The 14,437-nt window shown below is 64.6% G+C and carries 12 protein-coding genes; 3 read left to right on the top strand and 9 right to left on the bottom strand.

Annotated features, from left to right (window positions below):
* Positions 1 to 29: 29 nt before the first annotated feature.
* Entirely contained in the window at positions 30 to 1,481 is a 1,452-nt protein-coding gene (locus tag IEX64_RS07415) for a M28 family metallopeptidase (RefSeq protein WP_373290133.1), read from the bottom strand.
* Between the two features lie 274 nt (positions 1,482 to 1,755).
* Between IEX64_RS07415 and ypfJ the strand changes: the two genes are divergently transcribed.
* The 3 genes from ypfJ (at position 1,756) to IEX64_RS07400 (ending at position 4,549) form a co-directional block, all read left to right on the top strand.
* Entirely contained in the window at positions 1,756 to 2,634 is an 879-nt protein-coding gene (gene ypfJ, locus IEX64_RS07410; protein ID WP_188819022.1) for a KPN_02809 family neutral zinc metallopeptidase, read from the top strand.
* 63 nt (positions 2,635 to 2,697) lie between these two features.
* Complete coding sequence (locus tag IEX64_RS07405) at positions 2,698 to 3,360, top strand: hypothetical protein (RefSeq protein WP_188819021.1); 663 nt, start codon at positions 2,698 to 2,700, stop codon at positions 3,358 to 3,360.
* Positions 3,361 to 3,400: 40 nt separating this feature from the next.
* The gene (locus tag IEX64_RS07400) at positions 3,401 to 4,549 is read left to right on the top strand and encodes an alpha-hydroxy acid oxidase (RefSeq protein WP_188819020.1); all 1,149 of its coding nucleotides are present in this window, start codon (positions 3,401 to 3,403) and stop codon (positions 4,547 to 4,549) included.
* A 134-nt stretch (positions 4,550 to 4,683) separates the two neighbouring features.
* On the opposite strand, the gene creD is transcribed toward IEX64_RS07400, so the two are convergent.
* The 8 genes from creD to sdhC all read right to left on the bottom strand — a co-directional run bounded on the left by creD (position 4,684) and on the right by sdhC (position 14,392).
* On the bottom strand, positions 4,684 to 6,117 hold the full coding sequence (gene creD, locus IEX64_RS07395) for a cell envelope integrity protein CreD (protein WP_188819019.1): 1,434 nt from the start codon (positions 6,115 to 6,117) through the stop codon (positions 4,684 to 4,686).
* A 74-nt stretch (positions 6,118 to 6,191) separates the two neighbouring features.
* Entirely contained in the window at positions 6,192 to 8,288 is a 2,097-nt protein-coding gene (locus IEX64_RS07390) for an oxidoreductase (RefSeq protein WP_188819018.1), read from the bottom strand.
* Positions 8,289 to 8,413: 125 nt separating this feature from the next.
* Positions 8,414 to 10,117: a M56 family metallopeptidase gene (locus IEX64_RS07385; RefSeq protein WP_188819017.1), complete on the bottom strand. Its 1,704-nt coding sequence runs from the start codon at positions 10,115 to 10,117 to the stop codon at positions 8,414 to 8,416.
* Positions 10,114 to 10,512: a BlaI/MecI/CopY family transcriptional regulator gene (locus IEX64_RS07380; protein WP_188819016.1), complete on the bottom strand. Its 399-nt coding sequence runs from the start codon at positions 10,510 to 10,512 to the stop codon at positions 10,114 to 10,116. The genes IEX64_RS07385 and IEX64_RS07380 overlap by 4 nt, the downstream gene beginning before the upstream one ends.
* 58 nt (positions 10,513 to 10,570) lie before the next feature.
* Positions 10,571 to 11,689 (bottom strand): alpha/beta hydrolase, encoded by a 1,119-nt coding sequence (locus tag IEX64_RS07375; RefSeq protein WP_229710151.1) that lies wholly within the window; start codon positions 11,687 to 11,689, stop codon positions 10,571 to 10,573.
* Positions 11,690 to 11,789: 100 nt separating this feature from the next.
* On the bottom strand, positions 11,790 to 13,598 hold the full coding sequence (gene sdhA / locus IEX64_RS07370) for a succinate dehydrogenase flavoprotein subunit (protein ID WP_188819015.1): 1,809 nt from the start codon (positions 13,596 to 13,598) through the stop codon (positions 11,790 to 11,792).
* A complete protein-coding gene (gene sdhD / locus IEX64_RS07365; RefSeq protein WP_188819014.1) occupies positions 13,598 to 13,984 on the bottom strand; it encodes a succinate dehydrogenase, hydrophobic membrane anchor protein in 387 nt (128 codons plus the stop codon). The genes sdhA and sdhD overlap by 1 nt, the downstream gene beginning before the upstream one ends.
* A gap of 12 nt (positions 13,985 to 13,996) precedes the next feature.
* Positions 13,997 to 14,392, bottom strand: a complete 396-nt coding sequence (gene sdhC, locus IEX64_RS07360; protein WP_188819013.1) for a succinate dehydrogenase, cytochrome b556 subunit — start codon at positions 14,390 to 14,392, stop codon at positions 13,997 to 13,999.
* Positions 14,393 to 14,437: the final 45 nt, after the last annotated feature.

Below are 14,437 nucleotides of genomic sequence, written 5' to 3'. Positions count from 1 at the left end.
TGCCTAAGCCACGGTATCTTTCGCGCTGCCTACTGCACGATGTCCGTCGGGACCTTTTTTGGATCGGCAAACCATCGCCCGAGAGCGGTCAGCATCTTCACGTCATCGAGCTCGCCGCCAAGCTCCAGCGGACGGCTGAGGTGCTCCAGATCGTCGCTCGGCCGGTGGTAATCGCTGTCGTAGAAGGCGCGCATGCGATCGATATCGCCATAGGCGGTCGTCACCATCACCGTCGGAATATCATGCTGCAGCAAGGCCCAGCCATCCTGCCGGCGCACGTACTCGTTGGCCTCGTCGCTCTTGGTGATCTTGAAGCGCTCGGCCTTGGCGACTTTCTCGATTTCGGCATCGAGTCCGGTCATGCCGCGCCCGACAATGGCGAAAGGCGTGCCGCTGGGCGCGATGGCATCGGAATCGATGTTGAAAGCCGCCACGATGCGCTCGAGCGGCAACGGCGGGTTCTCGGCAAAGGCATGCGCGCCGAGCAGGCCGAGTTCCTCGGCAGTCGTCGCCAGAAAATAGATGTCGCGGTCCAGTTGCGGCCCCTTGGCAAGCCGGCGCGCAACTTCGGTCAGCGCGGCCACGCCGCTGGCGTTGTCGATCGCGCCATTGCAGATGCGGTCCTCTGCCGTGGACTCGCCGCACTCGCCGAAATGGTCCCAGTGCGCCACGAAAAGTACCGCCCCCTCCTCCGGGTGCTTACCGGGGAGCCTCGCGATCAGATTGTGCGTATGGATAGTGGTTTCGCGCGTTGTCGCCTCCAGAGACGCTGTGACATCCAGCGTGATCGGCGAGAAATCCGGGTTGGCCGCCGCTTCCTCAAGCGCGGTGAGCGTGTGCGCCGTGCCCTGCAGCAGGGTCGCCATCGAATGGCGGCTGATGAAGGCCTCCAGATCGCCGCCCAGTGAATCGTCGGCCAGCGCATATCCCGAGCGCTGCCGGCGCGCGACCACCGAGTCGATCGTGCGGTCGCCATCCAGCACGGTAAGCACTGCTGAGGCCCCCAGCGCCAGAAGCTCGTTCTGCCGCTGGCTGTCTGGCGTATCGCCATCGAGTACCACCGCCACGCGTCCGGCCAGTTCATTGCGGGTAAAATCGAGGCCCCGCGCCTTGCCCACGAACAGCAGCGGGGCATTCCGCACGAGGCTGCGCTTGCCCGAGGTCAGCACGAGCACATCGTCCGGCGAAATCGGCGTGCGATAGCCCTTGCGCATGAACTGCGCGCTGGAGGCCGCAGGCTCGCGCGCAACCAGCGTGACGGGCGCGAACCACTGGTTGCCGGGATCGTTCGTGCCCGAAACGAGGCCGATGTCGTACCATTGCCGTCCAAGATAGCGCAGGGTCTTGGCCTCGCCCTCGGTACCCGGTTCACGGCCGTCGAAGTCGTCGCTGGCAAGCGTTTCGATGTGGGAACGCAGGCGCGCTTCCAGTTCGCGATCGGCACGGCTGGGCCGGGCCTGCACGGACACGGCAAGAAGCATCACGCCCAGAGACGCCAGCCCCGCCACTTTCGCCAACCGTTCCACCAATCCCGGAATCATCAGGAACAGTCTATACGACGAATTCGCCCAGCGGGTGAGAAAATTGCAACGCCTGCACGCTTCGAAGGGTGTTGTGGTATCCCTGCAGCACGAGGCGGCGCCCGATACTACTACCCGCTGCGCAGCGCCAACCGTCCTTCGCGCGAAACGATTGCCGCTTCGCCATGAGATGGGCCATAACGCCCGCCCCTATCCCAAGAAGGACGCTGCACAGATGCGCTTGAAGCGATTCGATCCCGGCAACATTCGCGTAAGCCGGGGCGGCGGCGGAGGTGGGCGCTTTCCCGGCGGAGGCGGCGGAAAGCTGGGATGCGGCACGCTGGCGATCGTGCTGATCGGCGCGGTGGTCTTCGGCGTCGATCCGGGTCAGATGCTCGGCACCATTGAAAGCGTGCAGCAGCAGGTGCCGCAAAGCGCACCCATGCAGCAGGGCGCCTCGAACGACTCGGCACAGGTCTGCACGGCCAATGCCTATTCGCTGGAATCCTGCAATGCGCTGGACTCGCTCAACAGCACCTGGGAACCGCTCTTCCGGCAGGCGGACATCCGCTTCGAGCAACCGATGCTGCGCTTCTACAACGGCACCGACCGGTCGGGCTGCGGCGCCGCACAAAGCGCCATGGGGCCCTTCTACTGCCCGGCTGATCAGGGCATCTACATCGACACCAGCTTCTACGACCAACTGAAGCGTCAGCTCGGCGCGGGCGGCGACTTTGCCCGTTACTATGTCATCGCGCACGAGTACGGCCATCATATCCAGTACCTGCTCGGCACCAACCGGCAGGTGCGCGAGGCGCAGCAGCGCAATCCCTCGCAGTCAAACGCGCTTCAGGTCCGAATGGAGCTGCAGGCGGACTGCTATGCCGGGGTCTGGGCCGGCAAGCACAAGGACCTGATCGAGCCGGGTGACCTCGAAGAAGGCCTGACCGCGGCGAGCGCCATCGGCGACGATACGCTGATGCGCAACGCAGGCCAGCGGGTAAGCCCGGAGAGCTTCACCCACGGATCGAGCGCGCAACGCATGAAGTGGCTCAAACGCGGGCTCGACACAGGGAACGAGGACGCCTGCGATACGTTTAGCGATATGAGCTGATTACGGCTTGCGGCCCCGGGTCTCATCCCCCGACTGATCCGGGCCGAACAGGAGGACAATAGGATGCGCCGTGTGTTGTTGAGTGCCGCTATCACGGCCTCGCTTGTCGCCATGCCGGCTGCTGCCCGGCAGCAAGGCAAGCTGATGAACAATCAGGATCCTGACGTCGAAGATGTCGCCCGGACGCCGATGACCGATCTCAACGTCGGCCGCGACGACGAAATTCCCCCCGTCCTCAACGCAGCCGTAGCCGAACCCTATTCACTGAGCGGCCTTGGCAAGTGCAGCCAGCTCTCCGCCGCGATCACCGATCTCGACGAAGTGCTCGGCCCCGACATCGACCTGCCGCAGGAAGAGCGTGACCGCATCAGTGGCGGGCGCGTGGCCAAGTGGCTGGTCACTTCCTTCATTCCCTTCCGCGGCCTGATCCGCGAAGTCTCCGGAGCCAACGACAAGGACCGCGAAATCAACGCCGCTATCCAGGCCGGCCTGACCCGTCGCGGCTTCCTCAAGGGCGTCGGCGAGGCGCGCGGCTGCAAGTACCCCGCATCGCCTGCTCCGCCGCATGTGGTCCAGGCGCGCAAGGAGAAGCTGGAAGCCGAAGGCAAGCTGGCCGACGACGGCAAGCAGGAAGAGCCGAAAAAGAAGAAGCGCGACAAGAATAGCGAGAAGACCGAAAGCGGCGTGCCCTATGTCGCCCAGCCGGTTGTTCAGCCTATTCCTTAGTCGCAATTGCAGCTTGGCTGCAGCGTGCTAAACGCACGCCATGCGCCTGTCCGATTGCCACAACATCGCCGATTTCCGCCGTCTTGCGAAGCAGCGCCTGCCGTGGCCGGTGTTCGACTACATCGACGGTGCAGCCGATGACGAGCTGACCAAGAGCCGCAATACGGCCGCGTTCGACGACGTCGATCTCGTGCCTGACGTGCTGGCCGGCGTGGAGACGATCGACACTTCTCTGACGGTGATGGGGCGCAAGAGCGCGCTGCCCCTCATCCTCTCGCCCACGGCGCTGCAGCGGGTGTTTCACTGGCAGGGCGAACGCGCTGTTGCGCGGGCCGCCGAGAAGTTCGGCCTGTGGTTCGGCATTTCCAGTCTCGCCACCGTGTCGATCGAGGAAATCGGCGCAATGGGGAACAACCCCAAGATGTTCCAGCTCTACGTCCACAAGGACAAGGAACTCAACCGCTCGATGATCGAACGCTGCAAGGCGGCAAAGTTCGATGCCATCGCGCTGACGGTCGACACCATCGTCGGCGGCAAGCGCGAGCGCTGCCTGCGCTCGGGCTTTTCCTCGCCCCCGCGCTTCACGCCTTCTTCGTTGCTGTCTTACACGCTCAAGCCGCGCTGGGCGCTCGATTACGTGTTCCGCGAGAAGTTCGCGCTGCCCAATCTCGACACCCACGTCAGCGCGGGCACCCGCGAGCCGGTAAGCATCCAGCGCTATTTCTCTGAAATGCTCGATCAGTCGATGGACTGGAAGATGGCCGCGCAAATCCGCGAGGAGTGGGGCGGCACGTTCTGCCTCAAGGGCGTGATGAGCGTCGCCGACGCGCGCCGCGCGGTCGAGATCGGCGCCGATGCGATTATGATCTCCAACCACGGCGGCCGCCAGCTCGACGGCAGCCGCGCGCCCTTCGATCAGGTCCGCGAGATCGTCGATGCCGTGGGCGGCGAAATCGAGGTCATCTGCGACGGCGGCGTGCGGCGTGGGACGCATGTGCTGAAAGCGCTGGCCAGCGGCGCCACCTGCGCCTCGGGCGGAAGGCTGTACCTCTACGCCCTCGCAGCAGCGGGACAGCAGGGGGTAGAACGCGCGATCACGATCCTGAAGGAAGAGATCGAACGCGACATGAAGCTGATGGGCGTGACCAGCGTCGACCAGCTGACCCGCGACCGGATGCGCTGGCGGTAGTTCCGCAAAACAGAAGCGCACCCAATTTTGTCGCCCCCGCGAAGGCGGGGGCCCCGCTGCCTTTTCTCAAGGCACGCGACAAGAAGCGGGATCCCCGCCTGCGCGGGGATGACGAGAGAGGTTAGGCTACCCCCTCACCCCTCCGCTTCGCCGGGCGAATGCCGTCCGACACTCGACCAGTCGACATGGCGCGTGGCGTACATCACGCCGGCGAGCGCGACGAAGAGCAGCACCGATCCGATCATCAGCGACCACGCCTCGAGATTGAGCAGCACGAAGAGCAGCGCATAGAGACCGACCAGCAGCGCGCCGATAAACCGCGCCCGCTTCCAGCTCTTGAGCACGGCGGCGCTATAAGCCGTCAGCAGCCCGATCACGGCGGCACTGGCCACGAGATAGGCAGCGGTGAAGCCGATCACTTCGGCAAAGGCCAGCAGCAGCACGAAGAACAGCACCAGCCCTGCACCGGTCAGCAGATACTCGACCGCAGCCACCCTCGCCCCGGCGACGATGTCGAACAGGAAGAAGGCGAGGAACGTGAAGCCGATGAACAGGAAGCCGTACTTCACCGAACGGTCGACCTTGGAATAGAGATCCACCGTCTCGATCAGGCTGACGCTGACGGCCCGGCTGGGGCCGGCGACCGCCTCTGTCGTCCCATCCGGAATGGCAATCGTCGTCGAGACGCGCCCATTGTATCCATAGGCCGACCCACCCTGCGGCGGACCGTAATCCTCCGTGGACAGCGGCGGCTGGCCAAGGGCCAGCTTGTCGATGGTATATTCGGCCTTGAAGCCCTTGTCGGTCACGCTCGGCTTTTCGGGCAAGAAGGCGCCGTCGAAGCTCGGGCTGGGCCAGGGCGAGGACACGTTCCACACCGTCGATCCGCCGCGCGGAACCAGACTAATCGTGCGGCTGCCACGCAGGCCGAAGGCATAGTCGATGTTGAGCCTGCCGCTGCCATCCCAGCCAAGGAAGGCGAAGAAGCCCTGCCCGCCCGATGCCGCCGGCCCCTTGCCGGGCTGCACCTCAAGCGGCTTGCCGTTGGCAACGATGGTGCCGCCGGTGGTCAACCCGCGCGCATCCGAGGCGCCGATACGCACTTCTGCGCGGTCCCACAGCAGCTTGTCCGGCGTGACACCGAACCTTTCGAGGTCTTCCGGGAGCACGAACGCCGCCTTGCCCTCGGTCTTGGCAGTGAAGAGCACCGAGCGATAGATCGACTTGCGCCGCTCCTGCGGCTCGATCCGGGTCGAAACCGTGTTGGTCAGCGGCGAGATGTAGAGCAGCTTTTCGACTTCGACGACGCGGCTGACCTGCTTGCCGTCGACCGTCTCGTTTTGCGTCTGGGTGGTCTTGAACGGCACCACGACGATGGGCCCTGCCAGAACCTGCGGTCCGCCCCACCCTGCATTGATAGAGGCCTGCGCGGTTTCGGACTGATCCTGCCGGTCATAGACCAGCGCATAGACGAGCAGCAGCGGCACGATCAGCACGGCGCTGACGAGCCCCACGAACAGCAGCTTCATCCCCGGCGAGCGTTCGCGATGCGGTGCCTTCTCGTCCATTGCCTATCCCCTCTTGGCGCGGACGCGCCCGAGCCCTGCATCTCCCATCCCGCCTTGCCCCCGGCTGAACGCGATCAGGACGCCAGGGCAGGCCGCGGCACATCCGCCGGGAACGGCGTGAGCGACAACGGATCGGGCGAGAACCATGCTTCGGCAAAGGAAGACGGCGCGTCGAGCTCGCCGATGGCGCGCGCGAACTTCTGCCCCTCGTAAGTCGCCGCCGCCAGCATCCGCGCCGCCAGCGCATCGCCGATGGTGAAGAGTTGCGCAACCTTGCCTTCCAGCGCCCGCGCCAGAGCATCCTGCGGGACGCGGCCCGTTGCCAGCACGACTGCATCGGCCGGCTCGCTACGCTCCTCGCCCGTATGAACATCGCGCAGGGTCACGGCGCCTTCGCCAATGCGGCGTACCCAGGTCGAAGGGACCAGCCGCACACCCGCGCGCTTCATCCGCCCGACGATATAGTACTCTTCCCAGTTGTCGGTGTTGCGCGCGGAGACTGGCGAGTAGCCTGCGGTCACAAAGTTCACCTCGGCGCCGCTTGCAGCCAGCATTTCGGCAATGCCGGTGCCGGTGTGATAGCCCTCGGCATCGAAAATCCAGACCTTGCCGCCCGGCCGCTTCCCACCGAGCAGCACGTCTTCGGGGCGCAGAACGTGCGGCAGATCGGAACCCGGAATGTCGCCATCATGGGTGATCGACCGGCCTCCGGGACTGTAACTGGCACCCGTCGCCACGATGACCGCATCGGGCTTTTGCGCGAGTACCGCTGCTTCATCGGCCGCCGCGCCCAGCCGCACGTCGATGCCCAACCGAGCGACCTCGCTCTGCCACCAGTCGATTGCCGCGCGGTAATGCCCGCGTCCCGGCAGATCGGCCCAGAGCGCCATGGCGCCGCCCAGCGCATCGCGAGACTCGAAAAGAGTCACCCGATGCCCCTTCTCCGCCGCAACCCGCGCCGCTTCCATGCCGCCTGGGCCGCCGCCGACGATGACGACGCGCTTAGGCTCGGCCACCGGCTCATAACTGTGCCGTCCCCATATCCGGTCGCGGTAGGATGCGGGATTGATCGCACAGCCCTGCGCACCGTCTCCGCCCGCCGCGGTACACCAGTTGCAGGCAATACAGGTACGGCTGCGATCCTCATGCCCTTCCCGCGCGTTCCGCACGAAGTCGGGCTCGGCGATGAGTTGCCGCGCCGCGCCGATCACGTCGCACACGCCCGCCTGCAGCGCAGCCTCGGCCTGTGCCATGTCGGTCACGTTGCCCAGCACCGAGAGCACCGGCACATCGCCCGCCGCGCTGCGCACCTTTTCGACCCATGGACGATAGTATTGCGCGGGCTCGAAGCCCGTCGGCATGCCGTGGCGGAACTGCTGCGGCTCCAGCCCGACGTCAAGATCGATGTAGTCGATCAGCCCCTGCTCGACGAGACGGGCAACAACTTCGCGCGCCGTGTCCGGGCCATAGCCGCCCTCCAGTTGCTCATCGCAGTTGAGGCGCAGTCCCACGGCGAACTGGTCCCCGCCGCCCTCGCGCGCAGCACGCAGGCTCTCGACCAGAAAGCGCATGCGACCTTCCAGCGAGCCTCCGTATTCGTCGTCGCGCTCGTTGAACCAGGGCGAGAGAAACTGCTGGATCAATGCTGCATGGCTGACGTGCAGCATGATCCCGTCGAACCCTGCCTCGGCCATGTTGGCAGCCGTAACGCGCGTGGCCTCGATCATGCGGGCAATCTCGTCGCGCGACATGGCGCGGGTGGAATGCGCCCGCCCGCCGTGGCCGAACTGCCGGACCGATGGCGCCATGGCCGGTGCAGGCGGACTGAAAACCTGCCAGTACCCCGCTCCGATCCAGTGGTAAAAGGGCTCGCCAAAGATCTTGCCTCCGGCGTCGTGGATGGCATCAGTGAGTACGCGGAAGGCCGGGATGTTGACGGCCTCGTGCGGGCTGGGCTGCCGGGTGCGTCCGCGCTCATGCATGGCCAGTGCCACCACCACGAGGCCGCAGCCTCCGCCTTTCACGCGCTCAGCGCTGTAGGCCACCAGATCGTCAGCCGGCTTGGTACCGGCCGAAAGGGCGCTGCCATGAGGTGCGAAGAAAAACCGGTTGGGCAGTTCCACCGGCCCCAGCTTCACAGAGGAGAATACCGCGGGATATTTTGCATGCACGTCCAGATCCCTCCCACATTTCAGGGGAGGATATGGCGAACAAAAACCATGCACAACTGCCAAAAACGAAAGCACCGGGACGATGAAACGATCCCGGTGCTAAATCGTGCCTGAAATACCCCGGATCAGTTGACTTCGTGCATTTCCTTGAAGGCGTCGGCGATTTCCCTGTCGAGGTCGGCAAGGATCTCGGCCCGCACGTCCTCGCCCAGGTTGCGTTCGGATACGATGGCCTGACGGGCGGACTTGAGCGCCTTGATCGTGGCCGTCATCGCCACCTTGGGAGCACCGGTGCAGATCACCGTCCAGGAGTGCGAACCGTCACGCGTGGAGCGCGGACTGTCTGCCGGACAATCTTCGTCCAGCACCATTTCCTGCTTGACCACCTGCTTGCCATCCCTGCTCTTCTGGACAATCCGGATCACCTTCTTGCCGTCGCGGGTTACCGATTCCTCTACTTTGGGAGCACGCGCCATGGCCTCTGCCGCCATCCGCTCGGCCTGAGCCGCCTGACGTTCGGCTTGGGCAGACTGGCGTTCGACCTGCCGTTCCATCTGACGCTGGCCCCGTTCCGCGCGGCGTTCAGCCTGGGCCGCCTGGCGCTCGGCAAGAGCGGCACTGCGTTCGGCTTCGCGATCGACCGACTTGTGAATCCAGACGGTCTTGTGCTCGGCTGGCGGAGATGGCGGAGCCGGAGGCGCGGGCACCTCGGCCTCGGAGCCATCCCAGCGCGGCGGTTCGGGGGCGGCGGGCGGTTCCGGTGCATCGAGTGCGGCGACAAGCGTCGGGGCTTCGGGAGGGGCGGGCGCTGCAGGTACCTCCGGCACGTCGACCGGCTGCAGTTCCTCAGCCTCCTCCATGGCCGCATAGCTGACCGTGGCGGTGGCGGGGACAGCAACGATGGCCATCGCGAAGAGACTGCGGCCCAGCACGCGCCGCGCGGGCGTGACGTCCTTGTGCGCCAGCGCCTTGAGGCGGTGGATGATCGGCTTGTCGCCGGTCAGCGGTCCGGCCATCGGCGCGGCAAGGGCAAGCCGGGTCCCGGCGGCATAGGACGCAATCAGCTGGCCATAGCGAGCCCGGATGCTGCGATCACGGCCAGCGACGACGCGGGCGTCGCAAGCGACTTCCTGATCGCCGCGCAGCGCACGCCATGCAGCCCAGGCCAGCGGATTGAACCAGTGTAGCGCAAACAGCGGCTGCATCACGATGATCGCCAGCAGGTCGTTGCCCGCGTGGTGCTCCAGTTCGTGCGCAATCGCGAAGTCCGAGCTTTCGGAGTCGGTGTTCGCAAGAAAACCGGTCGGGAGCGCCACCACCTTGTCGAACACGCCGAATGCCAGCGGTGCGGCAGCCGCCGGGGTCTCGACAATGCGCACGCCATCAGCCTGCGCGACCTGCCGTGCTTCAGCAAGCAGTTCGCGCCGCATGGTGAAGTAATTCCATGTGCGCCAGCCGAGAAAAGCCAGCACGCCGAGAATCCAGATCGTCAGAAACACCGTGGTCCACGGCACCTGCTCCAGCAAACCAGGCTGGGCGGGAACGATCGGAGTGGTATCAACTGGCGCCGTCATCATCGAAGCACCGCCGACACGAACCGGTTCCACCGTCGTCGCACCGCCCACGATGGGCTCGATCGAGACCTTCGGCAGCGGCAGGAGATTACGCGGCAGAGCCAGCGGCGGCAGCACCAGCCGGATCATCGGCAGCGCCCAGAGCGCATAGGCGGCATGCGGCCCGAACCAACGCCCCACGGGCTTGCGGACCAGAAGGACCAGCGCCAGCAGCGCGCCGGTCATCACGAGCGTATCGGTCAGCCATTCGATCATGACTTCAGCTCCTTCAGCAGGGCCTCGATTTCGGCGATGTCATCGGGGGTCAGCGCCTCGGACTGGGCCAGATGCGCGAACAGCGGCGCCGCGCGGCCGCCGAAAAGGCGGTCGACCAGACGGCGGCTTTCGGTGCCGAGATAGTCGGACCGGGCGATTCGGGGGGAATAGAGGAAGCGCTTGCCGTCCGGCTGAGTCGCCACCGCCTGCTTGGTCACCAGACGGGAAAGCAGTGTCTTGACCGTGTTGAGGCTCCAGTCGCGCTCGGCGCAGACATGCTCGCAAACTTCCTGCGCCGTCAACGGAGAGCGCTGCCAGAGCGCCTCCATCACGGCCTGCTCTGCTTCGGAAATGCGTTCCGGCTGATCGGACTTTTCCGCCACTCGCCACTCCATCGTTTACGTATGTAATCGACTACGTCTGTAAACATGAACGCCGAATTAACGCAAGCCGCTAGCTGGCCAGCCGGTAAGCGCGCGCCGCACGGACCACTTCCCGGTTGCCGATCAGGTCGTCGGGATTGTCGTCGAGCACGGCATTGATATCCGCCGTCACGGCGGGGCTGCGGATGTAATAGGAATGCAGGACCCTGGGGTCGGCAATGGCGGCAACCCTGCTGCAATCGACGATGACCACCTTCTTGGGAAGCATGTCCAGCATCCGTGGCCCTTCGGACCCGAGCCGATCCGGGTTGGACTTGGTTCGGTCGGAGATCAGCAGGGCCCGGTCACGATGGTTGTGATAGACCGTCACCCGGCGCGAGAGGATGGGCAAGTCGCGAAGCTTGCTTTCGAATTCGAACGTGTCGTCATCCTCATCCGCCGCCGCGAGGATGACCTGATCGAACATGCGAACGATCTTGCGGGGGTCCTTCGCCTTTATGGCCTGAACACCGTGCCGCAGGACGTAATTCCCCATGGAATGGGCCAGCACGTGGATGCAGCGTTCGCACAGCTCGGTCTCTGCTGCCGCTTCTACCGGGTCAGCGCCGGCCGCCGTCCGGTTGCGCACTTCTGTCTCGCGCAGGGTCTTCACGAAGTCGAAGAGCTTGAGGTAGGCGCGGGCCAATGCCGCGCCGGATGCACGCGCGTCCTCGCGATCGCTGTAATAGGACATGTAAGGCACCGCAGTGCCGTCCGAGGGCCAGGAAAATACAACCAGATTGATGTCCTGCGGCAACCCGGCGGCCAGAAGCGCGCCGGCCTTGAGCGCCTCCGTGAAAGAGACGTTGTATCCGTGAATGAATATCAGGGTATCACGACCCTGACGCATTTCGCCGCGCAGATCGTCCAGAAAACTGCCGCTGCCTGCTGGCGGAACTGTCGTTTCTCCGGCCATGACCTTAGCATCGGGATAAACGTGAATGTCTTCGAATGAGGCATTGCGCCCTTCGACGTTATACACGGCTTTGCCAAACCGCAGTGCAGCAACCCCGTCCGGGTTAAAGTGAGGCCCGAACACGGCGCGCTTATTTTCAGGCAAGTAATTGCGGTTAGTTATAAAATATATTTCAACGTTTGCCACAAAGACCTCCTCTCCCGAATAAAGAGGAAAAGTCCGCCAAATTATCACTTCAGGCAAGTTACTTTCTTGGAAGAAGCCCTGCGCACCAAAGAAAATGGGAGCGATCCTTTCGGACCGCTCCCACCAAAATCTCTTATTTGAAAGTATCTTAGTACACGCGCGCCTTGGGCTTGATGTACTCGACATCATCCGTCAGCGTGAATTCGTGGACCGGGCGATAGTCGATGCGGACTTCGCCGCCCTCGCCGCCCCAGCCGTTGAACCACGTCGCGGTGTGCTTCATCCAGTTGGCGTCGTCGCGGTTCGGGAAGTCCTCGTGCGCGTGAGCGCCGCGGCTTTCCTTGCGGTTGTGCGCGCTGTGGAGCGTAACCGTCGCCTGAGAGATCAGGTTGTCCAGCTCCATCGTCTCGACGAGGTCGGAGTTCCAGATCAGGCCGCGATCGGAAACGTGGATGTCTTCCATCCGCTTGTAGGTGGCGGCGAGCTTGTCCTTGCCCTCTGCCATCAGTTCGTCGTTGCGGAACACCGCAGCGTGCAGCGACATCGTGCGCTGCATCTCGGTGCGGATTTCCGCCGTGGGCGAGCCGCCCTTGGCGTTGCGGAAGTGATCGAGGCGGGTCAGCGCCAGGTCGGCCGAATCCTTAGGCAGTTCCGGCTGCGAGCCGTTCGGCTTGATGTTGTCCTTGAGGTACAGGCCGGTAGCGCGGCCAAAGACCACAAGGTCGATCAGCGAGTTCGAGCCCAGGCGGTTGGCGCCGTGGACCGACACACATGCCGCCTCACCCACCGCGAACAGTCCGGGGACTACGGTTTCCGGATCGCCATCAGGGCCGATGGTCATCACGCGGCCGTTATAGTCGCACGGAATGCCGCCCATGTTGTAGTGGACGGTCGGCACCACCGGCAGCGGCTGGCGCGTCAGGTCGACGCCGGCGAAGATCTTGCCCGATTCGGTGATTCCCGGCAGACGCTCGCCCAGCACCTTGGGATCGATGTGATCGAGGTGCAGGTAGATGTGATCCTTGTGCGGGCCGACGCCGCGGCCTTCGCGGATTTCCAGCGCCATCGAGCGGGAAACGACATCGCGCGACGCCAGATCCTTCGCCGAGGGGGCATAGCGCTCCATGAAGCGCTCGCCTTCGGAGTTGGTGAGGTACCCGCCCTCGCCGCGTGCACCCTCGGTGATGAGAACGCCGGCGCCGTAGATGCCGGTCGGGTGGAACTGCACGAACTCCATGTCCTGCAGCGGCAGGCCCGCGCGCAGCACCATGCCGCCGCCGTCACCGGTACAGGTGTGGGCGGATGTGGCGGTGAAGTAGGAACGACCATAGCCGCCCGTTGCCAGCACGACTGCCTGCGAGCGGAAGCGGTGGATCGTCCCATCGTCCATGCACAGCGCGATCACGCCGCGGCACTGGCCATTCTCCATGATCAGGTCGATCGCGAAGTATTCGATGAAGAAGTCCGCCGCGTACTTCAGCGACTGCTGGTACAGCGCGTGCAGCATGGCGTGGCCGGTACGGTCGGCCGCAGCGCAGGTGCGCTGCACCGGCGGGCCTTCGCCCATGTTCTGCATGTGGCCGCCAAACGGACGCTGGTAGATCGTGCCGTCGGCGTTGCGGCTGAAGGGCACACCGGCGTGCTCCAGCTCGTAAACGGCCTGCGGGGCTTCGCGCACCATGTATTCGATGGCGTCCTGGTCACCCAGCCAGTCCGACCCTTTCACGGTGTCGTACATGTGCCAGGTCCAGTGGTCCGGCGTGTTGTTCTTGAGCGAAGCGGCGATGCCGCCCTGCGCCGCAACGGTATGCGAACGGGTCGGAAAGACCTTGGTGATGCAGGCCGTCTTGAGGCCGGCCTCGGCCGAACCCATCGTGGCGCGCAGGCCCGAACCCCCGGCGCCGACGACGACGGTGTCGTAAGTGTGGTCGATGATCTTGTAGGCAGGCGCGGACATCAGGCGGAAGCTCCCAGCGCGAGGCGGACGACGCAGAACACGCCGAATGCGGCGCCTGCGAATGCGGCAAGGTTCAGGGCGACGATGCAGGCGAACTTGTTCGCATGCTCATGCACGTAGTCCTCGACCATGACCTGCATGCCGAGGCGCGCGTGCCAGAAGGTCGATACGAGCAGAAGGATCATCGCCACGGCGGGGATCGGCGACGACAGCCAATCGATCACCGCAGCGTAGGACAGGTCCTGCAGCAGCACGATCGAGACGACCAGCCACAGCACCAGCAACAGGTTGCCGATGGCGGTGAAGCGCTGCAGCAGCCAGTGATGCGTGCCGTTCTTGGCGGAGCCGAGGCCGCGCACGCGGCCGATGGAAGTTCCGTTACCCATGTTTTCCGTCCCTCAGCGAAGCAGCAGGAGTGCCCAGAAGGCAGCGGTGAGCAGAACACCCAGGATCGGCGAAATGATCGACCAGATCTTGTTGATGTTGAGCTCGAAACCGGCGCCCACGTCGAGCACGAAATGCCGCAGGCCGCTCATCATATGCGTGAAGAAGGCCCAGGAGATGCCCACCAGCACGATGTAGCCGATCGGCGTCGTCATGGCCCAGGCGAAGGTCGCGTAGGCTTCGGGGCCGCTTGCGAGTGCGCCCAGCCACCACATAAAAACGCCCAGCCCGGCAACTGCGAGGCCGTTTCCGGCAACGCGGTGCAGAATGGAAACGAACATGTGCGGGCCCCAGCGCCAGATCTGGAGGTGGGGCGAAAGCGGTCGGTTCTTGGTGCCGGCGGTGGCCATGCTCTTGCGAATCCCCTTGCCTGCGGCAGCGCACAAAGGCTGCCC

This window comes from Novosphingobium indicum, assembly GCF_014645195.1.
Lineage (GTDB): Bacteria > Pseudomonadota > Alphaproteobacteria > Sphingomonadales > Sphingomonadaceae > Novosphingobium > Novosphingobium indicum.
This window is presented reverse-complemented; position numbering and strand designations above follow the sequence as displayed.

Excerpts from the sequence above, each read along its gene's own strand:
- sdhD (WP_188819014.1), bottom strand. The coding sequence starts at position 13,984 with ATGGGTAACGGAACTTCCATCGGCCGCGTGCGCGGCCTCGGCTCCGCC.
- IEX64_RS07405 (WP_188819021.1), top strand. The coding sequence starts at position 2,698 with ATGCGCCGTGTGTTGTTGAGTGCCGCTATCACGGCCTCGCTTGTCGCC.
- IEX64_RS07380 (WP_188819016.1), bottom strand. The coding sequence starts at position 10,512 with ATGGAGTGGCGAGTGGCGGAAAAGTCCGATCAGCCGGAACGCATTTCC.
- sdhC (WP_188819013.1), bottom strand. The coding sequence starts at position 14,392 with ATGGCCACCGCCGGCACCAAGAACCGACCGCTTTCGCCCCACCTCCAG.
- sdhA (WP_188819015.1), bottom strand. The coding sequence starts at position 13,598 with ATGTCCGCGCCTGCCTACAAGATCATCGACCACACTTACGACACCGTC.
- creD (WP_188819019.1), bottom strand. The coding sequence starts at position 6,117 with ATGGACGAGAAGGCACCGCATCGCGAACGCTCGCCGGGGATGAAGCTG.
- IEX64_RS07415 (WP_373290133.1), bottom strand. The coding sequence starts at position 1,481 with ATGCTTCTTGCCGTGTCCGTGCAGGCCCGGCCCAGCCGTGCCGATCGC.
- IEX64_RS07400 (WP_188819020.1), top strand. The coding sequence starts at position 3,401 with ATGCGCCTGTCCGATTGCCACAACATCGCCGATTTCCGCCGTCTTGCG.
- IEX64_RS07385 (WP_188819017.1), bottom strand. The coding sequence starts at position 10,117 with ATGATCGAATGGCTGACCGATACGCTCGTGATGACCGGCGCGCTGCTG.
- ypfJ (WP_188819022.1), top strand. The coding sequence starts at position 1,756 with ATGCGCTTGAAGCGATTCGATCCCGGCAACATTCGCGTAAGCCGGGGC.